The following is a 23,815-nucleotide window of genomic DNA, read 5'->3' on the forward strand; positions in this document are numbered from 1 at the left end:
CACTCGCTTCAGCGGCAGCCAGTAGCTGCATCGGGAATCAGGTTCACCACCCTTGACATCATCGTGACGCCGTCCACCGAGACCGTATAGGTCCACTGCAACCGGTTGAGGTCGGTGTCGGAGACGGTGGGGCCCGTGCGGGTGAGGGAAACACCCGGCGGTGCGGTGGGCGGCTCCGGGAAGGCAGCAATCATGCGTTCCGCCATGCCCCCCGTCCGGGCAGGCGTCGTGCTGGTTTTCGGCCGCTGCAAGGGCGGCGCTGCCGCAGGCGCCAGAGGTACCGCCGGGAAGGGCCGCCTCGGCACACTCCTCGCCACAGCAGCTGAAGCGACTGTTGAGCTCGCGGATCAAGGCCAGATCCTGAGCGATGAGGCGCTCCAGCTCATCTGCGTTGTCCATGGTGCGACCAGAGCGGTTGTTCGCCATCAACGTGACGGTGGTGCCGCTGACCACGATGGTGATCAGAATGGCTGCCAGCAGAAACTCCATCAGGCTGAAGCCTTCGTTGGCGCTGGCCGCTCCATGGCCTGCCGCGTCAATGAGCCGCTGGCGCCGCATCCGCAGGAGCCGCATCCACAGGAGGGCTGTGGTCATACCGGGCCGAAACGTATGAACCTGAAAGATCGGGAAGAAAAGCGGCAGAAGATGGGCGAAGTTTGGAAATAGATGAGAGTTGGGCGTCGAATGGCTAAAACCTTTCTCAACATAAGCGCGAAAACTTGGTGATGTGTTCAGCTTGATGTGTTCCGGACACGCAAGCCATCGTGTGCTGATGACGTTGCCGGGCCGGCTTGGATACCACCAGAATCCTGGAGTCTTCCTTGCTGAGCGCCATAGCGGGCCCGTAGAGGGACACTTACACTCTCTTCATACTTGGCAGTCAGGCCCGCTCCGGCATGAGACGCCCCTCGCCCGGTCTGCGCGTTGGCTAAGAATCCAGCACCAAGGCGGCGGCGCTCGCGGACCTCGATCCGCCGCCAGCTGCAGATCACAAGCCTGCTCGCCATCCTCGTGGGCTACGCGGTGTTGGTCTTCTCCAACGGGCTGATCGCCAGCAAGGTGCGGCGTGACCGCCACCGCCAGACGGTGTTTGAAGTGCATCAGGCGCTGCTGCGCGCCCCGGTGCCCCGCAATGCGGCCGAGATCCAGGCGCGGCTGGATCAGTTGCTCACTCCAGGACTGCTGATCTGGGTGGAGACGGCCGCCGGAAAGCCCTACAAAGTGACGCAGCGGGAGAACACCTTCGGACTCGGCCCGCTGGGGCCCCTGGCGGCCCAGCTGGCGCTCATCGCGCAGGGGAAGCCCAATGCGATGTCGTTGCGGCTGAGCGGCAACACCTTTCTGCTCTCCACCCAGCCGGTGCGCCTGTCTGGCGGTGGCGCGCTGGTGCGTTACATGGAGGATTTCACCGCCGATGTGAGGCGCCAGATCAGTGCCCAGGACCTGCTGATCGCGGTGGCGGTGTTCACGGCTCTGCTCACCAGTGCGTTGATGCGGCTGGCGTTGGATCGGGGCCTCAGCCCGCTGGGCCGGCTCAGCGCCCGGCTGGAAGACGTGACGTTGCCGAACCAGAGCCTCTCGGCGGAGGGCCTGAAGGTGGACGAGCAACCGCGGGAACTGCAGCAGATCGCCGCCGCCTTCAACGACCTGCTCGACCGGCTGGCCACCTCCTGGGAGCGGCAGACCTCGTTTGCAGATGGCGTGGCTCACGAATTGCGCACGCCGATCACGCTGATCAGTGGGTATGCGCAGCGTCTGCGGCGCCAGATCCCCACCAGCGCCCCGGAGAGCCGGCCTCTGGCTTTGATCGAGAGCGAATCCGCCCGCATGGGACGCCTGGTGACCGACCTGCTCGACATCGCCAGAGACGATGCCGGCCGTCTGGATCTGGCCTTGCGGGAACTGGATCTCGACCAGGAGCTGTTGGAAGCCTATGAACGTCTCACCGTCTACACCACCGGTCGCCTGCGGCTGATCCCCTCAGAGGAGCGGGAGCCGCTGCGGGCCTGGGGTGACGCCGATCGGCTGCAGCAGTGCCTCACCAACCTTGTGGAGAACGCGCTCAAGCACACGCCGGTGGGCTGCCCGATCGAGCTGTTCGCTGCCGGCAGCCAGCGCGAGGTGGTGGTACATGTGCGCGACCACGGCCCGGGGGTGCATCCGGGCGACCGACGCCGCATTTTTGAGCGGTTCGTGCGGGGGGCACCGGCGAGCGGAGTGCCGGCCAACCTGGTGGGCAGCGGCAGTGGCCTGGGGCTCTCGGTGGTGAAGCTGCTGATGGAACGCATGGACGGCAGGGCGCGGGTGGCGGAAACCCCGGGTGGCGGCGCCGATTTTCAGCTGAAGTTGCGGCGCATCAGCCCGCACCTGCCGGAGGACCCTCCTTCAGCATGAAGCCCACACCTCGCACCGTCTGAATCAAGGTGGGCTGGCCCTCCTGCTCAAGCTTGCGACGCAGGTAACGGATGTAGACGTCGAGCAGGTTGTCGTCGCCGAAGTGGTTGTCGCCCCACACGGCCTGCAGGATCGTTTCGCGCTTGAGCACGCGGTTGGGCTCCGAGAGCAGGCAGAGCAGCAGGTCGTACTCACGAACGGTGAGGTTGATCGGGATGCCGTTGCGGGAAACCTCGCGGCTGCCGGTGTCGACGCTGAGGTTGCCGAGGCTCACCACCACGTCGTCGCTGGTGGCTTCCTCGGCGGGGATGGAGCGGCGAAGCAGGGCCCGCACCCGGGCGAGCAGCTCCTCGATCGAAAACGGCTTGGTGACGTAGTCGTCGGCGCCGGAATCGAGCGCCTCCACCCGCTCGCGCACGTCATCGCGGGCGGTGAGCATCAGCACGGGGGTTTTGATGCCGCTGCGGCGGATGCGACGGCACACCTCCACGCCTGAAAAATCAGGCAGGGTCCAGTCGAGCATCACCAGATCGAAGGCCTGGTCGCGAATCAGCGAGAGGGCGTTCTGGCCGCTGTCGGCCTGCTCGAGGCTATAGCCCTCCACCTTCAGCTCCTGGCTGAGAAAGCGGCGCAGTTCGGGATCGTCATCGACGATCAGGACACGATGGTTTTGGGGGTCCACCAGGTCGGTCATCGCAAACAATCCCGTGTTGGTCAGTGTGCCCTGCAAAGGCCTGGCCGGGAGCTCGGCGCTCCACCACGGAAACGTAATGGGTAGCGGCCGCTGCACTTTGCCGCTGACCGGTGGCTCTCACCCCTTCCTCACCCTATACTCAGTGCATCTTCTCAGCCAGAAGCCCTGGAGCTTTGCTGCTGATGCCGATGAGCCGGTAGTGACCCCCCTCTCCTCCCTATCCCTGGGCCTGCGGCTGTTCAACGGGCGGCCAAGTGGGCTGTCGGGGCGCATTGCCCGCTGGGGCCTGGTGGTTGTGCTGGCGTACGCGCTCGTGGCCTTGCTCACGCCGCTGCTGGTTCAGGCGGGGATACTGCCGGATCCAAACGCCGGCCTGGAGAACCCGATCTATGCGGGCCCTTCTCTGGCCCATTGGTGCGGCACCGACCGCCTTGGCCGCGATGTGTGCAGCCGCACCCTGGCAGGCAGCGGCGTGGCCCTGCAGGTGGTGCTGCTGGCGCTGGTGGTGGCGCTCACGATCGGTGTGCCCCTGGGCATGGTGAGCGGCTATCTGGGTGGCCCGATCGATCGGCTGCTGGTGCTGCTGATGGACACGCTCTACACCCTGCCGGTGCTGTTGCTCTCAGTGGTGCTGGCCTTTCTCTTGGGCCGCGGCCTGCCGAATGCGGCAGCGGCGTTGTGTGTGGTGTATGTGCCGCAGTATTTCCGTGTGGTGCGCAACCAAACGGCCCAGGTGAAAGCCGAGCTGTATGTGGAGGCGGCGTGTTCGCTCGGGGCTGGCCCGTTATGGATCCTGCGCCACTATCTGCTGCGCAATGTGATCACCTCGGTGCCGGTGTTGCTCACCCTCAATGCGGCTGATGCGGTGCTGGTGTTGGGCGGGCTTGGATTTCTTGGCCTGGGGTTGCCCGAATCCATTCCCGAGTGGGGCGGTGATCTGCAGCAGGCACTCACTGCCGTGCCCACCGGCATCTGGTGGACGGCGCTTTACCCCGGCCTGGCAATGTTTTTGCTGGTGCTGGGCTTGTCGTTTCTGGGTGAAGGGCTGGAGAGCTGGTTGAGCGGAGAAGCCACCTGATTTCTTCAGTTGCCAACTCCTTTTGGGGGCGCTGAAGGTGTCAGCTGATCCCGGCATATTTGAGGGGCAGGGCACAGCTGAAACTGGGCAGATCGTGGGCCTGCCGGCTGCGTGGCGTGCTGGCAATTTCCGGTGTGTTCCTGTGTGTGAAGATCTCCTCATCAAGCCACCATCCCTCTGAAAAACTCCCCTTTTGGCCAATCCTTTGCTAGGATAAGCGTGGTTATTCACCAGCTCAACGCCCCATCCAGGCCAATGAAACTCTCTTCCAGAACACAGCTTCAGCTGATCCGCTCTCTCAACACCCGCCGCGGTATCGCCAAGGCGTTCACGCTCGTTGAGCTGATGATCGTTGTGGCGATCGTAGGCGTACTGTCCGCCGTGGCCCTGCCCACCTATCTGAACGCCCGTAACGCCGCCGCCGCCGGTGCAGCGGTAGGTGAGGCGATCGGTATTGCCAAAGAGTGCGCTACTGCTGCTGCCTCCGATATTGATACCGGTGTCACCTCAACTTCTGGTAATGTCACAGTGGCATGTGGCATTACTGGAGGCACTGTCATCGGATCTTTTGCTTCCGGTTCTTCCGGTGTCCGCTGCCTCACCGCCACGAGTGCTGCCGCTAACACCAAGGCCACCCTCACCGTAACCAACGCAGGTGGGATCTCCTGCGCCTTTGGTGCTTGATTGCTGCATCACGCAGCTTGTTTACCGAGCCCCTAACGGGGCTTTTTTGTTTCCAAAGTACTGGCGATTCGTTTTGCGATCATGACAGGTTAATGAAGAATTGTCAGTCAAGGCATAAGGTCATTGCGATGACTCTTTCATAGGCCAAATCCTTGTTATTGGCTTTGCCTGCCTTGGTAGTCATTTTCGCATAGAGCCCAATGAGTCTTGCCTCCGGGCCCCATGTTTCTCTGATTCGCTCTCTAGGTACCCACGGTGGCATCGCTAGAGCCTTCACGCTCGTTGAGCTGATGATCGTTGTGGGCGTCATCGGTGTCCTGTCTGCCGCGGTCTTGCCCACTTATCTCAATGCTCGAAGCGCCGCTGCTGCTGGTGCCGCTGTGGGTGAAGCCATCGGCTTTGCCAAAGAGTGCGCCACTGCTGCAGCTTCTGATATAGATACCGGTATCACTACCGGTTCTACGAATATCACCGTAGCTTGCACCACCGTTGGAGGAACCGTCAGTGTTACATTCACCGCTGGGGCATCCGGAATCCAGTGTCTTGCCGATAGCTCTGCTGCAACAGATAACACAGCAACGATCACTATTTCTGATGCGGGTTTGACCACTTGCATCTTTTCTTGACCTTTCTACAGCTCAATTAACAGCGGATTGGCCTGGGCGTGGCTAGTGATCATTTGGCTGAAGGCCGACTCCAGATGTTGGGTAAGATCTTTGCCATCAAAGAGTTGGCTCCCTAATACATCTGCCTGGAGAAGTTGTTTGCTGGCGCGCAGGGCGGGCACTGTGTTGGAGAGCTTGACCAGGGTTGCTGCAAATTCCTCTTCGGTCTCACAGATCCACTCCGGTTTCCCCAATCCGCTCACGATTGAGGCACTCATGCGGGCCGCCATTGTTTGGCCGCGAATGGCCACCAAAGGCACCCCCATGGCGAGTGCGTTGAACGCAGTAGTGGAACTACTCCACGGCGTGGTGTCCAGCGCGATATCAATCTGGTTGTGGCAAAGCATGTGCTCCAGCCAGGTTTTGGTCCATGGCAGGAAGCACACGCGGTTTCTCGCCACGCCCTGCCGCTCAAGTGATTCCAGTATCCGCTCGCGGGCCACCTCAAACACGGTGTTTCTGTCTTTGATCACCAGCGTGGCGGTAGGCACCGCTCGAAGGGCGCAGGCCCAGTGAGCCAGGGTTTCCTCTCTGATCTTTGCTACCTGACCAAACGAGCCCCATACAGGCGCTGCTGATTGTGCTGTTGAGATGGCTAGAGGCGGCTCTGCGTAGGGCATGCAGGCCAGCCAGGGGCGGGTGAGTCGCCAGGGGGTTTCAATGAAAAACGGATCCAATTCATGAGGTAGTAACTCATAATCGGCAAGAATGTAATCGATTGTGGCAAGGCCGGTAGTAGCGTGATATCCGATGTAATGGCACTGAATGGGGGCGCAACGTTGTGACAACAGCTTGAGACTGTTATGTTCGGTGTGGCCAGAGGTTTCGATCAGAATGTCATAGCTTCTTGAGCGAAGGAGCTCTCGTGCGGCTTCCTCGTCCTTCCCCTGCAAGTTGATGAAAGCACTAGCTTTGCTGGCCAGTTCAATCGTGCCAGATTCCTTCCTTTGGCTTGGAACAATGAGCTCCACTTCCAGGGTTTCTCGGTTGTAATAGGAGAGGAACGAATCCAGAAAGGTGCTCACCACATGGTGCCCAATCTCGGCAGAAAGAATGCCGATCCTTGGTTTGCTGCATTGTTGTGTGGCCTTGGAACTCGAGACGGCTTGATTGCTTACCTTGGATGTTCTTCTCTTTAATCGTGCTGCTTTCGATGCGTCTTTGGGGGTTGCAGCAGCCTCCTGGGCAAGTATGCCCCAGTATGCTTCCGAGGCACTCAATACTTCATTTCGATACCTTGTGCCGCCAATGGAGTAGGAGAAGAGCAGGCCTTCCCATCCTTCTGGATGGGTTGTGTTCAGGGAAATGGCTTGCTTGAACATCCCAATGGCTTCGTCCAGAAGGCCCTGATCTCGCTTGTAGATGGCGAGATTCACGAGTGCATCGGCAAACTCCGGGTTCAAAGTTACGGCGCTCTGCATGCTCCGCTCTGCCTCCACAAGGTTGCCAGTATTTCTAAATGCATTGCCTCTGGTAAAGTAGGCGTTGAAGTTTTCAGGCTCCAGCTTCAACACTTCGTCGCAGGCCGCAATTGTCTGAGTCATGTCACCAAGTTCCATCAGGCAACAGGCCTGCTCTAGCCATAGCTGAGCACAATTCGGCGAAGCAGATAGACAAACAGCGTTGGCAAGTGCCGCCTGCTCAAACAACCTGACTTCCCGCAGTGCGATGCTAAGACAGATGGCGGTGCTGGAATCACTGGGTTCTACCTCCAGCCTGCCTTGATAGGCCGCAATTACATTTGGGTAGAGCTTATTGTTGAGGCGTGCTGTATCAAGGAGTAGTGCAGGCTCGCTGGAGGTCAAGCTGAAATATCGCTTAAAGCAGATGAAGGCTCCCCACGCTCTTCCCAGTGAATAGAAAGAAACACCCTGATTGCGCAAGGCTAACTTGAGCTGCGGGTTGCAAGCGAGCGCTTTTCGGTACGATCTGATTGCTTCTATGGGATTGTTGGCATCTTGCTGGTAGACGATGCCGATGTTAAAGAAACCATTGGCGTGGTGGGGATCTACTCTGATGCTCTTGTGCAGGAGCTCCAACCCTTCTTGCTTTCTGCCGTTTAACCGGCAGAGATTGCCGAGGTTGCAATACACGCTGGCATCGCTGAAGCCTTCTGCAATCAGCTGGCGGTAGATCTGCTCGGCTTCCTCGTAATGCCCGCCCTGGCACAGCTCCAGGGCAGTGGCTTTGGAGGCCAACCAGCTCTCTTGACAACTGCCTTCCTCCGGCTGGATCTCTGGGCTGGCATCGCCTGAGCCTGATGGGTGGCTGTTGCCAGAGACATGATCGTGATGTTGATCCACCGCCATTGAAAGGGTGTCTGCCTGACTGGAACTGGGCCTAGTTTTGCACGGCAAAGTGAGGTGTCCATTGCTCAATGTCATTTCCTGTCAGGGTTTTGCGCCACCAGCCGCCGTTGGAGGAACAGTTGAGGTGTGAAACTGCCACATGTTTCATCGGCCCTGAGTCTGCACATCCCAAGACTGCTGAACAGCCACTGGTTCTCTCCACACTATGTCTGGATGGCAGTCATGGACACCCATGCCGCAAGATCTTGTAGATGGGATGTTCTGCCCTCCGTTGATCTGAGCTGAATTGATCTTGCCTCAAACTGTTGTCAGAGCCTTTGCCTGGCCTACTTTTCCTGAGTCTTTTGCCTGCCACGAGGGTTGATATCTAAGTGGATTCACCGACCACTGAATTCCCTGCTGAGCGAACCAGCCCATTGCCCGGGCCGGGCATTCAAGGGGCCACGCTTTCTGGCCGTTGGAAAGGACCTCTGCATAAGCCAGGCGCGTGGCGTCGTGGGCCGTGGTCTCCAGTCTGCCCTGACTGGAGACCAGCGAGAGCCGCCTTGACGCCGGTCAGCAGTGCCCCTGTCGCCGTCAGGTTTGAGGCGATCTGGTTGTTCTGGATCGAGCGGGGAGGTTCGGGTCCTCACGTTTGCAGCGGCCAGCTTCTTCTGCCAAGCAGGCGCCATTGACGAATACACAACCTCTGAATCCAGCGCGCACATCTATCTGGTCCAGCTCTTGGCAGAACCGTGCGGTTCGAAGTGGGAGTTCACCGGCCCCAGCTCTTTGATGAAACTGGCCGTCATGGCCTGCATCTCGCCAATAACCTACTCAATGCTGTTCGGTTGGTGCCGTATTGCCAAAGACTTGCCGCCATTGGCGGTGGGGCCTGGGACGCTTGGCTCGCAGCTGCGCGTCGTGCCGCAGCTGCGAATAAACTTTTGGGTTGTGATTCTCTCCTCTCATCACTGCTCTTCTGGCCGCAGCAGATGGTGAGAAGAGTTGTTAATTCCCTGGTGAGTGTTTTGTGACCAACGCAGCCGCCGTTGTCTCAGGGAGAACTGGCATAGATCCTGCCAAGACATGCTGATTCCAGAAAGTCAAAATCAATCAATACTGATCTCCATCCTTATAGTGGCCTTGCGCTGCATGTCGAACCCATGACTTCAATCCCTCTGTGATCCCTGGCCGATCGTAATGGGGTCCAACTATTTTCCCTCTCAAAAGGTTGAATGGACAGGGCTCATCTTTGGGCGAATTGAATAGTTGGTGCCTTGCTATTGCGGACTGCTGAGACTTAACTGTTGATTTCCAAAGAGTAGCGAGCCCAAGTATGGCTCGCAAAAGCCTGCGTCAAAGCGCTGATCTAGCTCGGCAAGCAACAGAGCAACCAAGTCCACAGAGTTGTAGAGCTCGTGCAAGAGGAAGCTCGCGGCTTTGAGTTGCCGCGTGTTCCAGTCGCTGAGGTGTCTAAAGTCTCGAACATAGATGGCGTCTCCCCACAGGTTTTGGCTGATCGCTTGAAGCGGTGCGTCTGTAATTCTCAATGGCATAAATGGCCTTCCTATCATGTAGGAGAAGCGATGAAAGACGAATCCTTGTGAGCGCAGAAAGGTGTCCACTTCGGCCATGAGAGGCTGGCCCTCGTAGAGTTCCACGAACTCAACCTCACATTGAACCACTGAGACACTGCGCAAGACATCTTGTGCATTCTGGAGAATCATCAGCTCGGCTCCCTGGGTATCTATCTTGATGAAATCTGCACCATGTGCTTCGCTGATGGCATCGAGGCGATGTGTTTGTACGGCTTCTTCTCTGACAACCTGCATCAATGAGCCAAGGGCTGGAAACAGATCAACTGTTGATCTGGCTGGTTTGAACAGAGAGGTTGTCATCGGTTCATTGGTGATGTACAACGTATGCTCATTTCCATCACCCAATGCCCATGGAAAATACAGCATGGCCGCTCCATTCGCTTTCGCTCCTGCATTCAGCTGATCACATGAGTCTTGTAAAGGCTCAAACCCGAGTACTTCTGCGCATCCAATGTGTGCCCATTTCTCCCAGCAAGGGAAACCACCACCCTTTATTGTCAAAGCGCCTACATCAATACAGCGCAGCCGTTGCTCCAGGCCTAGAAACTGAAACCAGGCAAGAGTGGATGCACTGGATTCATCAGGTTGTTCCGAAGCGCTGCTTGACGGCGTGGTTGTTTGCTCAAGTAGAGAATCGGTGGTATATGAGTCTGATGGGCCAAAGCGCTTTTGTACTAATTCAATTCGCTTCTGGATAGCCTGGTGGTCAAATCCGAGGCGCGATAACCGTTCCAGGTTTGGGGCTGCCGATGCACCTGTGAAAAAGCCAGAATAGCTTCCGAATTGTTCTACTGCTGACAAGCCAGCAGCTTCAAGCCAGGCATTGAGCTCGTTGGCGGGATCCACCGTGTCAAAATGTGGGTCGGGACAGAGAAAAGGTTCATCCCGCAAAGCATCTTTTCCCCTTTTGATCTCTGTAAGCATCTTGCTCAAAGATTGCATTGCTTGTTGGCGTTGTCCAAGTGCCAACGCCACTCTTGCAAGGCTTGCCCAGCGCGTGACAGTGCCCCTGATTTGGCATTCTTCATGAAGCAAGGCAAAGCTTCGAGTGAGCGCGCCATAGCGCCTGGCAATCGGTTCGCTGCCATCCTGCGAGATTCTCCATGCCGCCAGTGCTTGGCGAATCGTTGCCTGTTCAGGCTGATCAACCGTTGCAAGCCACTGCTGCCAAAGCCTCTGAACGTAAGGTTGCTCTTTTCCGCCACGGCTCCATGACTCATGCTCATCCACCTGATAAGCCTCGCAGATTTCCCTGTCCTCAACAAGCTTCCCGGCGGCAGCTAACAGCTTGATCCGGTCGGGTTTTGCTGCGAATAGATTGAGTAGGTATCCATCAACGCCATTGGTGGGATCAAAGGGAGCCAAAGCATCCAGCCCTGGAATGAGATAGAAGCACTGGTAGCCAATCTCCTGGAATCGGTCAACAAGATCAAGATGCAGTTCGATTCCAGCCTTCACTTCAAACATCACCAACGGTGAGAGATCCTCAAAGAAGCGCATTCCGCCAAGAATGATGCGCTCCTCCTCTCCTTCAGCATCAATCTTCAGTACATCCACCTCGGACCAGCCGAATTGTTCCAGGCAGGCATCCAGTGTGGTCACTGGCACCTCCTCTCCGGGCCCTGCTTCCGAAGCAGCGCCGCTTGAATCCAAGCTGGCCAGGCTGTTGAGCTCAGACTGCCCTGGCATCTGCAACCAGGCGGTGCCTTGCCGATTGGAAAGGGCCTGTTGCCTTACCTTCAGCCAGTTGATGCGATTGGCTGATGCACTTTCAGCAAGCAACTCTGCTGTGCTTGTGGCTGGCTCAAAGGCCCACACCTGCCCGGATGAACCCACTTTCTTTGCTAAAGACAGGGCGTAGACCCCGTAATTTGCCCCGATATCCACCACTGTATCGCCAGGCTTAACCAGCGCACGTAAAAACTTGATTTCATCTTCAAACCAGTCGCCCTGTTCCTGAAGCACATAAGACGTGATGTTGTCCAAAGAGTCAGGTACTACAACCTTGGTGCCATCCACCAGTTCAAGCATGATGGTGGGCGCCTGGTTTGCCATGAGTGGTGTTGTTCGCTAGTTGACCAAGCTACAGAATGATTTGGTCAAAAACCAAGTTTTATCGGGTTTCCATTGCTACCGAGGCTGAATGAACCCCGCTGATCTGCCTTCCCGGTTTTGACGGCACGCCAACGTGCTTCTCGGAAGCAGCCACACACTAAAGGTATGTGCCTGCAAGCTGGACTTTGTTGCTGTCCCTGATACTTCAAGCCCAATTGCGGGCTAATAACTCGCGGTATGCAGATCGGAACCCACGATGCAGCTCGTTGCCAGGAGGCGTTCCACATGTTGAGTATTCCTCCTGGTGTTTCAATGGCAGGTCACCACATGAACCTCCGGTGCGGCTGTCGAATCGACTCCTAACTGTGTTGCCTCTTTGGTTCTGCGTGGCGAGCTTTCCCGCCTGGCTGTTGACTGGCTCGGCCTGACTGTTCATGCCCCACTCGGTACGACGCCACTGGCTTGCGGTAAGCGAGCGAAGAAAGACACTGGACTCTGACTCGACCGAAATCCTACATTCGTGCTATCTGCCATGACAACGCTCACCTGTGCGACCGTGGCACCCGCTTATCTCCAGTCAACGACAAGTGAGTGGCTGTCGATTGATTGCCTCAAAGCGGTTCTTCCAGGTTTCCCACATTTCTGCTGAAGCTCCGAGCGCTTGAACTCTGTATTAATGGCTTCATCAATTGCAGCATGGAGGATGGTTGGTTTTCTTCTGGCACAACCTATGGGTTGATGATGACCAACCCAGCCCTCTATGAACAGTTCACGGCCTTTGACTGCATCCTCATCTATCAGCTGGATTCCCTTGTGGTTCGTCATGATCTGCAGGCGTGGTCTGCCTAGGCTTATGACCTCTGCAGTTCTTCCTGTCTGATGTGGATGGCTTTTACTGGACAGATTCGGCCCCTGACATCGTTAACCCCGGGCGGGAAGAACAGGGTTTGGTCTCAGTGTAGACCTCATGGGGAGTTTTGCTTCCCAATGCGCTGTGTGGTCTTACATGACCATACCTCCAGAAGAAGCGGGCCAGGCTGATCTCCGCCTCCCAGCCATCGCTGTAGGCACGCAGATACACCTCCTCATACTTGACGGTGCGCCACAGTCTCTCCACCAGGATATTGTCAAAGCACCGCCTCCTTCCTGACCAACTGATCTTGATGTCTTCTGCCTTGAGTCGTTGAACGAAGGCCGATGAGGTGAATTGACAGCCCTGATCGGAATGGAAGATCTGGGGCTTGCGGCCACTGACCAGGGCCATCTCCAGGGCCTCCAGGCAGAACTCCGTGTCAAGGCTGTTGGAGAGTTTCCAGCTGAGCACATGCCGTGAGAACAGATCGACAACGGCCACCAGGTACAGAAAGCCCTTCCGCATCGGAATGTAGGTAATATCCGTCGCCCAGACCTGATCTGGGGCCGTGAGCTGCTGGAGGTCCTCAAGGCAGGGAAAACGCTCGGATGGGCTACCAGGAACTGTCGTCCTTGGTTTCTGATAGATCGCCCGTAAACCCATGCGCTGCATAAGGTTTCGGACACGGTCACGGCTGATCGGGATACCGTCTCTGGCCAGATACTGCACCATCCGACGGTTACCGGAGGTTGGATCCTCCAGGTAACAGGCATCGATCCTGGCCATGATCCGCAGAGTGGACTCATTGACAGGCACGGGCTTGTAATAGAGGGTCGATCGTGCCAATCCGAGGAGTTCGCACTGGCGGCTAACCGTGAGCTCAGGGTGGTGATGATCGACCAGTTTGCGCAGTTCACGGGCGTCAGAGCAGCTGAGACTTTTTTTTCAGCCACTCCAGCTCCATTTGGAGCTTGCCGATCTGCTGGAACAGCTCAGCCTCCTTGGCCTGGCTTTCGTCCTTGGCCTGGGTCTTCTTGCCCCGGGTGAACAGGTCGCTGGCACCCTCCAGCAGCTGCTTCTTCCACTGGCTCACCTGAATCGGGTGCACCGAATGATCAGCGGCAATCTCCTGGAGCGTCTTGCGGCCACTGATCGCCTCCATGGCGACCTTGGCCTTGAACTCGGGGCTATGGGTGCGGCGTTTGCTCATGGGTGGGAGCCCCCTCTCAGGGGCGGTGCCCCGCCTCAGAGGTTAACGATGGACCCTGTCCAGAAAAGCCAGACCATCTCAGTCTGACGGGCTCGCAGCCATGGGTTACGCAGCCCCTCGTGAGTATCGGAGGCCTCTCGTTGCGCAAGGTGAGCTGTTGCCTGCGGGTTTTGCGCCAGGTGGAGGTGCTTGATCCCCGCTAGATGCGGCACTCCCGCGAGCTGCTTGCTTTTGGTCAGGAGGATGAGTGGTGGGACATCAGGTCGCCGGTGCGAGATAACGCCTTTCTGATCAGCCGCTGGTGGAGAACCTTGCTTTTCCATGGACGGCAACCCCGCTCCCCATGCAGCCCGCTGTACGACCCTGCCTCCTTTGGCGTTCCATCGCTGGCTGTCCGTGGGCGCGTTGTTGATCTGCCGCCGCTCCATGGCCTCTCGTTTGCGTCCACTCGCTGCAACGGCGCTTCGGTGTGTGTGGGTTTGGTAGTGGCGGCGGCTCTTTGGTGCCCATAACCCGCCTTAGGGTTAACGGCTGCTCAGCCGCCCTGCCTGTGCCCGTCTGGCTCACCCTGCTTCTGCTCTCCGTGTCCGCCATCCTCTGGCTGTCGGGTTCCGGCAACCGCGACGACGTGATCGGTCTGCTGGAGCGGATCCTTTCGGTGGCCGCCCTTTTGGTGGTGGTGATGGTGGGCCGGGGGGTGCCCTTGGAGATCGCCGGTGTAGTGCTGGCCTTCTGGCTGCCCCGTGCCCGTGCCGACCAGGCGCCGCCGCCGATCCCCCACCGCGACGATGTGCTGATTCCGTTCTGATGCCCTGCTGAACCCATCGCTCAGCACGTGACGCGCTCAATGGCGCATCTTCACGGTGCGCGGCAAGGGTTCGGTGATGGCGCCCTCGGCATCGAGCGGGGGATAGGGCCGCCCCTGCTGCCGGCACCAGCGCGCCACCTCCGGGTAGGCCCACGAGAACAACAGCTCCTGGCGCCGCTCCGCCGGCACCCCTTCGCCGGCCGTGGGCAGCAGGCCCGCCGCCTGCCGCTGGCGCAGTGCCTCGAACAGCAGCACCGCCGCCGCCACCGACACATTCAGTGACTGCACCATGCCGCCCATCGGCACGAACAGCGCCTGGTCGACCGCCGCCGCCGTGGCCTCGCCCAGGCCCCATTTCTCTGCCCCCAGCACGAAGGCCGTGGGGCCGGTGAAATCGCAGCTGCGGTAATCCACCGCATTCACCCCCAGGTGGGTGCCGTACACCTTGAAGCCCTGCTGTTGCAACACAGCCACGGCTTCGGCGCCGCTGGCATGCGGGCGCAGGGCCACCCACTTCTGGCTGCCCCGGGCGGTGTCGTTGAAGGTGCGGGTGCGGCCCGGCAGGCTCACCGCATGGGCCTCCAACACCCCTACCGCATCACAGGTGCGCAGCACCGCTGAGAGGTTGTGGGGTTTATCCACCGCCTCCAGCAGCACCGTGAGATCCGCCATGCGGCGGTTCAGCACGGCCTGGAGCCGTTCGAAGCGTCGGGGGAGCAGGGGCATGGGCGACGGCTGTTACCGCTTCAGTTCAGCATCCGATTGAGGCAGCTGGCCTCTGCGGACTGCGGCGGCCTTCCATGAAAGTGCTGGCCAGTTGAGCCCTGAAGGGTGACAGACCCCCCTCCTGATGGCATGGACATTCAGATGGACAATGGAGTTCGGTGAAGAATTGCCTTGAGGAATCAACCTGCTTCTCACTATGTCTGGATCCCGCTAGACTGCTAGCGTTCAGATGCTCGGTAGGCCGGCTTGGGGTCTGATGGGACTTTCCTTGGGAGCCAAGCTTGAGCTGAAAGCCTCTCTCCGGGCCCGGGATTGCATGGCCACAGCCTTCACGCTTGCTGAGTTGATGATTGTTGTGGCCATTGTGGGCGTTTTTTCTGCTGTGGCAGTGCCCACTTACCTCAATGCCAGAAATGCCACTACCGCCGGCGCCCTGGTGGGTGAAGCCGTCGGCTTCGCCAAAGAATGTGCCACCACTGCTGCTTCTGATTTGGACGTTGGCGTTACAACGGGATCAACGAATGTCACCGTGGCTTGCACCATGGCTGGAGGCACTGTCACCGTTGCATTCACACCGGGCGCTGCCGGCATTCAGTGCCTTTCCTCCAGTTCTGCCGCAACCGATGGCACCGCTACGATCACGATTTCCGAGAGAGGCGTGATGACGTGTGCCTTCTCCTGATGGATTGCACTTGGCGTCATCATCATCTGCAGAAGCCACTCATTGATAGGTGGTCTGGGTTGTTTCCTAAGCAGGGCCCATCGTTAACCTTTGCGGCGGGGCACTGCCCCTGAGAAGGGGCTTCCGCCCATGTGCAAACGCCGAATCCTTAGCCCGAGTTCAAGGCGAGGGTCGCGATGCAGTGATCCGTGGTCGCAAGACACTCGAGGAGATCACGGTCATTCACTCCATGCACCCCTGCGGCGCCGCGGTTGTGCGCCTGCAGCGCCACCCACTTCTGGCTGCCCTTGGCGGCGTCGTTCAAGGTGCGCAGCACTGCCGGGAGGTTGTGGGGTTTGTCCACCACCTCCAGCAGCAACGTGCCCCGGCCTCGCTTCAGTTCAGCACCGGGTCCAGCCCCGGAATCACGGCGATCGCGTCGCTGCTGCTGCGCACTGCCACCCCGTCTCGCAACACGCGGAAGCGGCCGGCGTCCTGCACGCGGCGGCCATCCGCGCTGCGCGCCTCGATCGCCACCCGCCCATCGCCGAAGAAGGCGTAGGCGTTGCGGGCGCCATCGGCCCAGGCCAGCTGATAAAACGTTTGCCCTTCAGCGGTTTCGCCGCGGCTCAGCTGGCACGGGATGGAGGCAGCTGCCTCCTCGTCGGGCCGTTTGAACAGGCAGAGCGTGGCGTCGCCAGCGTCATCCGGGGCCTGGGCGATCGGCGGCCTTGAAGGTGCCGGCTCCGCTGCCGAGGCGGGCGGCAGGTCTGCCAGGAACTCCCGCACCACCGCTGCGGAGATGGCGAAGTTGAGGCCCTCACTGTCCTTGTACTTGAAGGTGGCCACCCCCGCCACGCAGTTGCCGGCATTCAGTACCGGACCGCCGGAGTTGCCCGGGTTGATGGCGGCATCCACCTGCAGGATCTCGTCGCTGTCGCGCAGGCTGCTCACCACGCCGCGGCTGAGGCTGAACTCCAGCCCCTTGGGCGCGCCGATCACGAACACCTCCTGTCCCACCGCCGACGGCTGGTCGGCGATGCGCAGCGGCTCACCCCGGGTGCCCTGCACCGCCAACAGGGCCAGGTCACTGGTGGGCGTGTCACCCCGGCCGCGCGCCACCACCCGTGCCCCGTCGCTCTTGCCATCCACCCACTTCAGCCGCACCGTTTCGGTGCCGCGCACCACGTGGGCGTTGGTGATCAGGAACGTCTGGCCGTCCTTATGGGCCACCACGAAGGCGCTGCCGATGCCGTCGCCGCGCGTCACCACGGCCACCCCTTGCTTGGCGGCGTTGAACACCTGCTCGGCGCTCTGGCTGGTGCTGCTGCAGCTCTGGCCCGCCGGGCCTGGGGCCGTGGCCGCCGCCGCCAGCTTTGGCGTGGGCGCGGTGGCATTGCTGCGCACCGCCGCGCAGCTGGAGAGCAGCAGCGCCAGGCCAGCAGCGCCCGCCGCCGCGGCGCTCCAGGAGCGGCGGTGTGGGGTCGGGGGCTGGTGCTGTTTCTGGTTGGGTGAGGGCTGGTGGGGGAAGGTCATCGGGGCAGTCGTCAGGAGACGATCCAGGTCATGCCTTCGTCCTACGTCGCCTGATTCCCCTGTCTCTCACTGGCCTCCGCACGCCTGATGACAGGATCTTTCCCCACCGGCCTGCGGGGGGATCCTGTCATCGTTCGCTCCGGCTGGGCGAGCCAGAATCTCCTGCCATGGCGAACCCGTTTGATCAACGCGTCTGGGCCGAGGTGGAGCGCATTCCCCATGGGCGGCTGGCCACCTACGGGCAGATCGCCGATCGGATCGGTGCCTATGGCTGTGCCCGGCAGGTGGGCTGGGCACTGCGGCGGCTGCCGCTGCCGTCGGCGGTGCCCTGGCACCGGGTGGTGAATGCGCAGGGGCGCATCAGCATGAGCCTGGGCCGGGAAGGCAGCGACTGGATTCAGCGCGACCTGCTGCTCGCAGAAGGCATCCCGGTGGCGGACGACGGACGCCTGCCGTTGCGGCGCTATCTGTGGGTTCCACCGCTGCCTGCCGATTGAGCGCCGCCATTCCCGCTTCCACCCCGCCCCCCAGCGCGCCGGCACCGGGTCTTGATGCCCGGCGGGTGGCCTGGCGGGTGCTGCTGGCGGTGGCCTCGGGGGCCTATGCCGATCTGGCACTGGAGCGGGAGTTGCGCCGCCTGCCGCTGGCCCCCCAGGACCGGGGCCTGGCCACCGAACTCGCCTACGGGGCGATTCGCCAGCGCCGCCTGCTCGACGCCTGGCTGGATCAGCTCGGCAAGGTTCCCGCCGTGCAGCAGCCACCGCCGCTGCGCTGGCTGCTGCACCTTGGCCTCTACCAGTTGCTGTTCTCCCAGCGGGTGCCGGCCTCGGCGGCGGTGAGCACGGCGGTGGAGTTGGCCAAACGCGACGGCCTCGCCCGGCTGGCGCCGGTGGTGAACGGTCTGCTGCGCGCCTTCCTGCGCCGCAGCGCCCCCTTGCCGCTGCCGGCGGATCCCGCCGCCGCCTTCGCGCTGCGCCATTCCCTGCCCGACTGGCTGGCGGCGGATCTGCTGGTCTGGCTGCCGGCGGAGCAGGCCGAGGCGTTCGCTCTGGCGGCCAACCAGGCGCCGCCGCTGGATCTGCGTGTGAATGGGCTGCGCAGCAGCCGCGCTGCCGTGCTGGCCGCCTTCGAGGCCGCAGGGGTGCCCGCCGAGCCGCTCGCCGATCTGCCCGCCGGCCTCACGCTCAGCGCCCGCAGCAGCGATCTGCGTGCCCTGCCCGGCTACGCGGAAGGCCACTGGTGTGTGCAAGACCGCGCCGCCCAGACGATCGTCCCCCTGCTGGAGGCGCAGCCGGGTGAGCGGATCCTTGATGCCTGCGCCGCCCCCGGTGGCAAGAGCACCCACATCGCTGAGCTGATCGGCGATGTGGGCACCGTGGTGGCTGTTGATCGCTCCAGCGGCCGCTTGCAGCGCGTGCGTGACAACGCCGAGCGGCTCGGGTTGCGGACGATCCAGCCGGTTCAAGGTGATGCGGCGGCGTTGGCAGCGGATCTGGGCGAGGCGCCGTTCGATCGCGTGCTGCTGGATGCCCCCTGCTCGGGCCTCGGCACCCTTGCCCGCCACGCCGATGCCCGCTGGCGCCTCACCCCCGAGGCCATCGACACGCTGGTGGAGCTGCAGCAGAGCCTGCTGGCTGGTGTGGCACCGTTGCTGCGGCCCGGCGGTCGCCTGGTCTACGCCACCTGCACCGTGCATCCCCGCGAGAACCAGCAGCAGATCAGCGCTTTTCTGGAGGCCCACCCTGGCTGGCAGCTGCGCTTCGAGCAGCAGCTCTGGCCCCGCCCCCAAGGCGGCGATGGCTTCTATGCCGCCGTTCTCGAGGCGGCTTAAGGCGGCGGCGGCGCTACGGGAGCTGGCGCCGGCGGTGGCGCCACGGGCGGGGGGGGGCCGGTGGTGCGCTCACCGGCGGCGGAGGGGCCGCTGGCGGTGCGGGCTGGCTGGGCGAATGGGCCGCGACGGCACCGTGGGGGTGGAGGGTGCAGGGGCTTCGCTGGGGCCCGATGGGGCGGAGGGGCCTGGCGGTTCGCCCTGGAAGCGGCTGTCGTCGCCGAGGCCCTCCTCCGGGCTGGCGGGCGCGGGCTCCCAGGGCCGGCTGGATTCCGCGCCCCGATCGCCGGAGCTGGGCGGCGCCTGCGGCTTGACGCCCCGCACGTTGAAGGTGGAGGTGAGCGTGGGCTTGGGCGGGAACTGACGCACCGGCAGATCCTTCGTGATCACGGCCATGTAGCGGCCCCAGGCGGCTGCCGCCGCGCCGCTGTCGCTGTTGGTCTTGCGGTTGTTGTCGTAGCCCAGCCAGACGCCGGTGGTGAGCTGGGGAATCGAGCCCACGAACCACAGATCCCGGGCACCCTCGGAGGTGCCGGTCTTGCCGGCCACCGGCCGGTTCGGCAAGGACGCCGCGCCGCCGGTGCCGCCGGTCACCACCCGCTGCAGCATCCACACCATGGCGTCGGCCACATCGGAGCTCACCACGCGACGGCCGCGATCGCCCTGCACCCGGCGGCTCCAAAGCAGCTGCCCCTCAGGCCCGCTGATCTCCTCGAACGGGGTGGGCGGCACGAAGATGCCGCGGTTGACCACACCGGCGTAGGCGGCGGTCATGTCAAGCACGGTCTGCTCGTAGGCGCCAATGCCCATCGGGTAGAAGCGGCCCAGCGGGCGGGTGATGCCCAGGCCCTGGGCCACGGAGATCACCTTGTCGAAGCCCACCTGCTGCAGCAGGCTCACCGCCACCACATTCAGGGAGTTCTGCAGGGCCGTGGCGATGGAAACCCGGCCCATGTAGCGGTCGCCGAAGTTCTTCGGGCAATAGCCGGCAAAGCAGCGCGGCGCATCCAGCACCGTGTCTTCCGGTTTCATGCCGGCCTTGAGCGCCGCCAGATACACGAACAGCTTGAAGGTGGAGCCCGGTGAGCGCAGCGCCTGGGTGGCGCGGTTGAACTGGCTTTCGTTGTAGTCCTTGCCGCCCACCATCGCCCGCACCAGCCCAGTGCCGGGTTCGATCGTGACCAGGGCTCCCTCCATGCCCCCGTAGGCGCTGCCCTCGATCACCTGCTCGGCTTCCTTCTGCCAGGCGAGGTTCAGGCTGCTGCGGATCGTGAGCCCGCCCACTTCAAGCTGCTCCGGGGTCAGCACCTTCGGTAGTTCCTGCGCCACCCAGCTGGTGAAGTGAGGCGCGCGGCTGGTCCAGTACTTGGGCTCTGCCGGCTTGAGTGCCAGCGGCGCCGCGTTGGCTTCGGCCTCCTCGCTGGCGTCGATGAAACCGGCCTCACGCATGCGGCGCAGCACCACCGCCCGGCGCCGCTGGGCCAGCTCCGGATTCACCAGCGGCGAATACACCGACGGCGCCGGCGGCAAGCCGGCGATCAGTGCCGCTTCAGGCAGCGTCAGCTGTTCCGGGGTCTTGGAGAAGTAGATCCAGGCGGCGTCCGCCACCCCGTAGGCGCTGGAGCCCAGATACACATAGTTGAGATACTGCTCAAGGATCTGGTCCTTGCTGAGCTCACGCTCCAGCTTTCCCGCCAGCAGCGCTTCCTGCAGCTTGCGCACCAGCGTGGGGTCCTGGCTGAGGAACACCAGCCGCGCCAGCTGCTGCGTGATCGTGCTGGCCCCTTCCTCCACGGCGCCTCGCTGCACGTTGCGCCACAGGGCCCGGCCGATGCCCCAGGCGTCGATGCCGTTGTGTTCGTAGAAGCGGCGGTCTTCGGCGGCGATGAAAGCCTGCTGCACCAGCTCGGGCATCTGGCCGCCCACCAGCTTTTCGCGCGTGGCCGGGCCCAGCTTCTGCAGCACCTGACCATCGGCCGAAAGGATCGTGACGGTGCCAGGCCGGTTGAAGGTGCCGATGCGGCTGACATCAGGCAGGGTCTTGTCGAGGGTGCGCACCACGAACACCTGACCCACGGCCACAACCCCGCCGGCACCGGCAGCCAGCAGCGCCGTGACCAGAAGCTGGCGCTGGCGGCGCCTCACATTCCCACCGTCAGCGGGCTGTGCCCGATCGCAAGGGCGGTGACCAGCATGCCGAGCACCAGAAAGGGCTGGGCGCTGGCCTGATATTTCACATCGAAGGCCACAGGATCGCGCAGCAGCCAGATGTCCTGGAAGGTGATCTGCGGCACGATCAGCAGCACGAGCAGCACGGCCGCAAAATGCTGGCCGATGGCGATCAGCACGCCCACCATCGCCAGTTGAAACAGATCGATCATCGCGGCACTGATCCAGCTGGCCCGCTCGATCCCGAACACCACCGGCAGGGATTGCAGGCCCAGGGTGCGGTCGCCTTCCACACTTTTGAAATCATTTACCACCGCGATGCCGAGGCCCGCGAGGCTGTAGGCCAGGGTGAGCAGGGCGGTGGGCCAGGTGAGCTGTCCGAACAGGGCCTGACCGGCCCACCAGGGCAGGGCGATGTAGCTGGCGCCGAGGGCGTAGTTGCCAAGCCAGCCGTTCTGCTTGAGCTTGAGCGGCGGAGCGGAATAGATAAAGCTCACGAAGGAGCCGCCCAGCGCCAGCAGCAGCAGCACCGGGGTGGTGTGGCCGGCCCAGCGATCAAGGCCCCAGGCCACCGCCAGCCCCGCCAGCAGCAACACCCAGATCTGAGTTTTCACCTGCGGCAGCGAAATGGCGCCCGACGGGATCGGCCGGTAGGGCTCGTTGATCGCGTCGATCTCGCGGTCGTAGTAGTCGTTGATGGTCTGGGTGTAGCCGGCGAGCAGGGGGCCGCTCATCAGCATGCAGGCGAAGGAGGCCAGCACGTTCGGCAGAGTCCATTCAAAACGGCCCGACGCCGCCGCACCGCAGATCACCCCCCAGATCAGCGGGATCCAGGTGACCGGCTTCATCAGCTGCAGCCGCAGCTTCCAGAGGCTGCTGGTGCCACTCGCACCCTTCATGCCAAGCAGCTGGCGGGCGCTGCCGGACGCCTCGGCGGCCTTGCTGGCGTTGGGATCGGGGGTGTCGCTCAAGTGAGAGAGGCGAAGGGGACGCTCAGGCCGGGGTGATTTCGTCGTCGAAGAACCAGCCGGTGCTGCCGTTGCTCAGCTCCACCACCACGCCGATGCCGCTGCCATCCGTCATCTTGAACTCTTTGACCACGCCCGAGGCATCGCTCTGCAGCAGGCCCACCATCTCGGCAGGGATGCGGTCACGCACCCGCTGAATCCGCACTTTCGAGCCGATCGTGATGGCGTTCTGCGACATGAAGCCGGGCCAAAAAAGCCCTGAAACATTACCAGCGCCCTCGCAGCACGCGACGGGCTGAAACTGGAGCCATCACCCTCCGCTCCCTGACGGCCCTGCGCCGCCGCCCGCCATGGTCGCCAAACGCATCATTCCCTGCCTCGACGTGGCCGATGGACGGGTGGTGAAGGGGGTGAACTTCGTGGGCCTCCGGGATGCCGGCGACCCGGTGGAGCTCGCCTGCCGTTACGACGCCGCCGGCGCCGACGAGCTGGTCTTCCTCGACATCGCCGCCAGCCACCAGGGGCGCACCACCCTGGTGGACCTGGTGCGCCACACCGCTGAGGCGGTGACCATTCCCTTCACCGTCGGCGGCGGCATCGGCTCCGTGGAGGGCATCACCGAACTGCTGCGTGCCGGCGCCGACAAGGTGAGCCTCAACTCTTCGGCCGTGCGCACGCCCGAGCTGGTGACCGCGGGCGCCCGCCGCTTCGGCTCCCAGTGCATCGTGGTGGCGATCGACGCGCGCCGCCGCCAGCTGCCGGAGGGGGCCGCGCCTGCCTGGGATGTGTACGTGAAGGGGGGGCGCGAGAACACCGGGCTCGACGCCGTGGCCTGGGCCCGCCAGGTGGTGGCGCTGGGCGCCGGCGAGATCCTGCTCACCTCCATGGACGGTGACGGCACCCAGGCGGGCTACGACCTGGCACTCACCCGTGCGGTGGTGGAGGCGGTGGAGGTGCCGGTGATCGCCTCCGGTGGCGCCGGCTGCATCGACCACATCGCCGCAGCGCTGAGCGAGGGCAAGGCGGCGGCAGCCCTGCTGGCCTCCCTCCTGCATGACGGCGTGCTCACGGTGGAGGCGATCAAGGCCGATCTGCTTGGCCGGGGGCTGGTGCTGCGCCCGCCCGCTCCGCCGCTGGACGGCCTGATGGAGGGTTAGCTGGAGCCGGAAGCGGAAACCGGGCTCGGGGCGCTGTAAAGGGTCGTTACATTAAGGAGATTCCTCTTCGCTTGCCGGTCACCCGTTTGCGTTTCGCCGTGCCGGTCGTTCTGTCTCCCTTCACCACCGTGATCTGCCTGGTGATGGTGCTGGCCGTGGTCGGCCTGGTGGCCTGGGCGCTTCAGCTGATGGAGGCGGCCAACGCACGCCGTGAATTTTCGTTGATGCTCGCCGGCTGCATGGTGTGCTCCGCTGCCGTTGGTCTGGCCACGGTGATGGTGATCACCCTCACCAGCCCTGAGCGCTTCCCCGCTGCCGGAGTGGCGCGCAGCGAGGCCGATGCCGGCATCAGCCTCAACGCCGTGGCCCTGCCCTTCGACGACTCCCTGGATTGCCTGGTGGATGCCCGCTTCTGCGCCCCCCTGCCATCCTCCTGAGCA

At 62.3% G+C, this 23,815-nt stretch carries 24 protein-coding genes; 12 read left to right on the top strand and 12 right to left on the bottom strand.

All coding sequences use genetic code 11. From position 1 onward, the window contains the following. Window positions 1-8 precede the first annotated feature (8 nt). Window positions 9-206, bottom strand: a complete 198-nt coding sequence (locus ACXMDP_RS04680; protein WP_259729964.1) for a hypothetical protein — start codon at window positions 204-206, stop codon at window positions 9-11. On the opposite strand from ACXMDP_RS04680, the gene ACXMDP_RS04685 reads away from it, so the two are divergent. Both ACXMDP_RS04685 and ACXMDP_RS04690 read left to right on the top strand, forming a co-directional pair. Then, complete coding sequence (locus ACXMDP_RS04685; protein WP_259729965.1) at window positions 205-666, top strand: hypothetical protein; 462 nt, start codon at window positions 205-207, stop codon at window positions 664-666. The genes ACXMDP_RS04680 and ACXMDP_RS04685 overlap by 2 nt on opposite strands. A 258-nt stretch (window positions 667-924) precedes the next feature. Continuing rightward, complete coding sequence (locus tag ACXMDP_RS04690) at window positions 925-2,394, top strand: sensor histidine kinase (protein WP_259729966.1); 1,470 nt, start codon at window positions 925-927, stop codon at window positions 2,392-2,394. Here the strand turns inward: ACXMDP_RS04690 and ACXMDP_RS04695 are convergent. Beyond that, window positions 2,357-3,088 carry a response regulator transcription factor gene (locus tag ACXMDP_RS04695; RefSeq protein WP_259729967.1) on the bottom strand — a complete coding sequence of 244 codons (732 nt, stop codon included), beginning with the start codon at window positions 3,086-3,088 and terminating at the stop codon, window positions 2,357-2,359. The genes ACXMDP_RS04690 and ACXMDP_RS04695 overlap by 38 nt on opposite strands. Window positions 3,089-3,317: 229 nt before the next feature. On the opposite strand from ACXMDP_RS04695, the gene ACXMDP_RS04700 reads away from it, so the two are divergent. From ACXMDP_RS04700 to ACXMDP_RS04710, 3 genes are all read left to right on the top strand, one after another. Then, entirely contained in the window at window positions 3,318-4,166 is an 849-nt protein-coding gene (locus ACXMDP_RS04700; RefSeq protein ID WP_399233282.1) for an ABC transporter permease, read from the top strand. Between the two features lie 255 nt (window positions 4,167-4,421). Beyond that, window positions 4,422-4,850 (top strand): prepilin-type N-terminal cleavage/methylation domain-containing protein, encoded by a 429-nt coding sequence (locus ACXMDP_RS04705; RefSeq protein ID WP_259729969.1) that lies wholly within the window; start codon window positions 4,422-4,424, stop codon window positions 4,848-4,850. A 200-nt stretch (window positions 4,851-5,050) separates the two neighbouring features. Next, window positions 5,051-5,476 carry a type II secretion system protein gene (locus ACXMDP_RS04710; RefSeq protein ID WP_259729970.1) on the top strand — a complete coding sequence of 142 codons (426 nt, stop codon included), beginning with the start codon at window positions 5,051-5,053 and terminating at the stop codon, window positions 5,474-5,476. Between the two features lie 5 nt (window positions 5,477-5,481). Here ACXMDP_RS04710 and ACXMDP_RS04715 read toward each other — a convergent pair whose 3' ends face one another. Both ACXMDP_RS04715 and ACXMDP_RS04720 read right to left on the bottom strand, forming a co-directional pair. Then, entirely contained in the window at window positions 5,482-7,824 is a 2,343-nt protein-coding gene (locus tag ACXMDP_RS04715) for a tetratricopeptide repeat protein (RefSeq protein ID WP_259729971.1), read from the bottom strand. 1,262 nt (window positions 7,825-9,086) lie between these two features. Beyond that, window positions 9,087-11,435 (bottom strand): FkbM family methyltransferase, encoded by a 2,349-nt coding sequence (locus tag ACXMDP_RS04720; protein ID WP_457767095.1) that lies wholly within the window; start codon window positions 11,433-11,435, stop codon window positions 9,087-9,089. A 765-nt stretch (window positions 11,436-12,200) separates the two neighbouring features. Between ACXMDP_RS04720 and ACXMDP_RS04725 the strand changes: the two genes are divergently transcribed. Then, entirely contained in the window at window positions 12,201-12,308 is a 108-nt protein-coding gene (locus tag ACXMDP_RS04725) for a DUF5672 family protein (protein WP_399233285.1), read from the top strand. 43 nt (window positions 12,309-12,351) lie between these two features. Here the strand turns inward: ACXMDP_RS04725 and ACXMDP_RS04730 are convergent, their stop codons facing one another. Next, window positions 12,352-13,224 carry an IS3 family transposase gene (locus ACXMDP_RS04730; protein WP_457767201.1) on the bottom strand — a complete coding sequence of 291 codons (873 nt, stop codon included), beginning with the start codon at window positions 13,222-13,224 and terminating at the stop codon, window positions 12,352-12,354. 10 nt (window positions 13,225-13,234) lie between these two features. Then, entirely contained in the window at window positions 13,235-13,522 is a 288-nt protein-coding gene (locus ACXMDP_RS04735) for a transposase (RefSeq protein WP_457766750.1), read from the bottom strand. 583 nt (window positions 13,523-14,105) lie between these two features. On the opposite strand from ACXMDP_RS04735, the gene ACXMDP_RS04740 reads away from it, so the two are divergent. Beyond that, window positions 14,106-14,330: a hypothetical protein gene (locus ACXMDP_RS04740; RefSeq protein ID WP_457767096.1), complete on the top strand. Its 225-nt coding sequence runs from the start codon at window positions 14,106-14,108 to the stop codon at window positions 14,328-14,330. Between the two features lie 36 nt (window positions 14,331-14,366). Here the strand turns inward: ACXMDP_RS04740 and trmH are convergent, their stop codons facing one another. Further along, window positions 14,367-15,056 carry a tRNA (guanosine(18)-2'-O)-methyltransferase TrmH gene (gene trmH / locus ACXMDP_RS04745; protein ID WP_259728910.1) on the bottom strand — a complete coding sequence of 230 codons (690 nt, stop codon included), beginning with the start codon at window positions 15,054-15,056 and terminating at the stop codon, window positions 14,367-14,369. Between the two features lie 316 nt (window positions 15,057-15,372). Here trmH and ACXMDP_RS04750 point away from each other — a divergent pair, with 316 nt between their 5' ends. Beyond that, complete coding sequence (locus ACXMDP_RS04750) at window positions 15,373-15,738, top strand: type IV pilin protein (protein ID WP_259728909.1); 366 nt, start codon at window positions 15,373-15,375, stop codon at window positions 15,736-15,738. A gap of 148 nt (window positions 15,739-15,886) precedes the next feature. Here ACXMDP_RS04750 and ACXMDP_RS04755 read toward each other — a convergent pair whose 3' ends face one another. Beyond that, a complete protein-coding gene (locus ACXMDP_RS04755) occupies window positions 15,887-16,096 on the bottom strand; it encodes an RNA methyltransferase (protein WP_259728908.1) in 210 nt (69 codons plus the stop codon). A 17-nt stretch (window positions 16,097-16,113) separates the two neighbouring features. Further along, window positions 16,114-17,253, bottom strand: coding sequence for a S1C family serine protease (locus ACXMDP_RS04760; RefSeq protein ID WP_259728907.1), 1,140 nt, complete (start codon window positions 17,251-17,253; stop codon window positions 16,114-16,116). Window positions 17,254-17,420: 167 nt separating this feature from the next. Between ACXMDP_RS04760 and ACXMDP_RS04765 the strand changes: the two genes are divergently transcribed. After that, the gene (locus tag ACXMDP_RS04765) at window positions 17,421-17,750 is read left to right on the top strand and encodes an MGMT family protein (protein ID WP_094510180.1); all 330 of its coding nucleotides are present in this window, start codon (window positions 17,421-17,423) and stop codon (window positions 17,748-17,750) included. Next, on the top strand, window positions 17,747-19,084 hold the full coding sequence (locus tag ACXMDP_RS04770) for a 16S rRNA (cytosine(967)-C(5))-methyltransferase (protein WP_259728906.1): 1,338 nt from the start codon (window positions 17,747-17,749) through the stop codon (window positions 19,082-19,084). Before ACXMDP_RS04765 ends, ACXMDP_RS04770 begins: the two co-directional genes overlap by 4 nt. A 69-nt stretch (window positions 19,085-19,153) precedes the next feature. Here the strand turns inward: ACXMDP_RS04770 and ACXMDP_RS04775 are convergent, their stop codons facing one another. From ACXMDP_RS04775 to petP, 3 genes are all read right to left on the bottom strand, one after another. Continuing rightward, on the bottom strand, window positions 19,154-21,226 hold the full coding sequence (locus ACXMDP_RS04775; RefSeq protein ID WP_457767097.1) for a transglycosylase domain-containing protein: 2,073 nt from the start codon (window positions 21,224-21,226) through the stop codon (window positions 19,154-19,156). Further along, window positions 21,223-22,149, bottom strand: coding sequence for a chlorophyll synthase ChlG (gene chlG / locus ACXMDP_RS04780; protein WP_233132732.1), 927 nt, complete (start codon window positions 22,147-22,149; stop codon window positions 21,223-21,225). The genes ACXMDP_RS04775 and chlG overlap by 4 nt, the downstream gene beginning before the upstream one ends. Window positions 22,150-22,243: 94 nt before the next feature. Beyond that, window positions 22,244-22,456 carry a cytochrome b6f subunit PetP gene (gene petP, locus ACXMDP_RS04785; RefSeq protein WP_255099897.1) on the bottom strand — a complete coding sequence of 71 codons (213 nt, stop codon included), beginning with the start codon at window positions 22,454-22,456 and terminating at the stop codon, window positions 22,244-22,246. A gap of 112 nt (window positions 22,457-22,568) precedes the next feature. On the opposite strand from petP, the gene hisF reads away from it, so the two are divergent. Continuing rightward, window positions 22,569-23,375: an imidazole glycerol phosphate synthase subunit HisF gene (gene hisF / locus ACXMDP_RS04790; RefSeq protein ID WP_259728904.1), complete on the top strand. Its 807-nt coding sequence runs from the start codon at window positions 22,569-22,571 to the stop codon at window positions 23,373-23,375. A gap of 71 nt (window positions 23,376-23,446) precedes the next feature. Continuing rightward, window positions 23,447-23,812: a hypothetical protein gene (locus ACXMDP_RS04795; RefSeq protein WP_233132681.1), complete on the top strand. Its 366-nt coding sequence runs from the start codon at window positions 23,447-23,449 to the stop codon at window positions 23,810-23,812. The last annotated feature ends 3 nt before the right edge of the window (window positions 23,813-23,815 follow it).

Source organism: Cyanobium sp. ULC065 (assembly GCF_977927515.1).

Bases quoted from the DNA above. Each gene is read 5' to 3' on its own strand.
- ACXMDP_RS04685 (WP_259729965.1), top strand. From the start codon at position 205: ATGCCCCCCGTCCGGGCAGGCGTCGTGCTGGTTTTCGGCCGCTGCAAG.
- ACXMDP_RS04680 (WP_259729964.1), bottom strand. From the start codon at position 206: ATGGCGGAACGCATGATTGCTGCCTTCCCGGAGCCGCCCACCGCACCG.
- ACXMDP_RS04695 (WP_259729967.1), bottom strand. From the start codon at position 3,088: ATGACCGACCTGGTGGACCCCCAAAACCATCGTGTCCTGATCGTCGAT.
- ACXMDP_RS04705 (WP_259729969.1), top strand. From the start codon at position 4,422: ATGAAACTCTCTTCCAGAACACAGCTTCAGCTGATCCGCTCTCTCAAC.
- ACXMDP_RS04710 (WP_259729970.1), top strand. From the start codon at position 5,051: ATGAGTCTTGCCTCCGGGCCCCATGTTTCTCTGATTCGCTCTCTAGGT.
- ACXMDP_RS04715 (WP_259729971.1), bottom strand. From the start codon at position 7,824: ATGGCGGTGGATCAACATCACGATCATGTCTCTGGCAACAGCCACCCA.
- ACXMDP_RS04720 (WP_457767095.1), bottom strand. From the start codon at position 11,435: ATGCTTGAACTGGTGGATGGCACCAAGGTTGTAGTACCTGACTCTTTG.
- ACXMDP_RS04725 (WP_399233285.1), top strand. From the start codon at position 12,201: ATGACCAACCCAGCCCTCTATGAACAGTTCACGGCCTTTGACTGCATC.
- ACXMDP_RS04735 (WP_457766750.1), bottom strand. From the start codon at position 13,522: ATGAGCAAACGCCGCACCCATAGCCCCGAGTTCAAGGCCAAGGTCGCC.
- trmH (WP_259728910.1), bottom strand. From the start codon at position 15,056: ATGCCCCTGCTCCCCCGACGCTTCGAACGGCTCCAGGCCGTGCTGAAC.
- ACXMDP_RS04750 (WP_259728909.1), top strand. From the start codon at position 15,373: ATGGCCACAGCCTTCACGCTTGCTGAGTTGATGATTGTTGTGGCCATT.
- ACXMDP_RS04760 (WP_259728907.1), bottom strand. From the start codon at position 17,253: ATGACCTTCCCCCACCAGCCCTCACCCAACCAGAAACAGCACCAGCCC.
- ACXMDP_RS04765 (WP_094510180.1), top strand. From the start codon at position 17,421: ATGGCGAACCCGTTTGATCAACGCGTCTGGGCCGAGGTGGAGCGCATT.
- chlG (WP_233132732.1), bottom strand. From the start codon at position 22,149: ATGAAGGGTGCGAGTGGCACCAGCAGCCTCTGGAAGCTGCGGCTGCAG.
- petP (WP_255099897.1), bottom strand. From the start codon at position 22,456: ATGTCGCAGAACGCCATCACGATCGGCTCGAAAGTGCGGATTCAGCGG.
- hisF (WP_259728904.1), top strand. From the start codon at position 22,569: ATGGTCGCCAAACGCATCATTCCCTGCCTCGACGTGGCCGATGGACGG.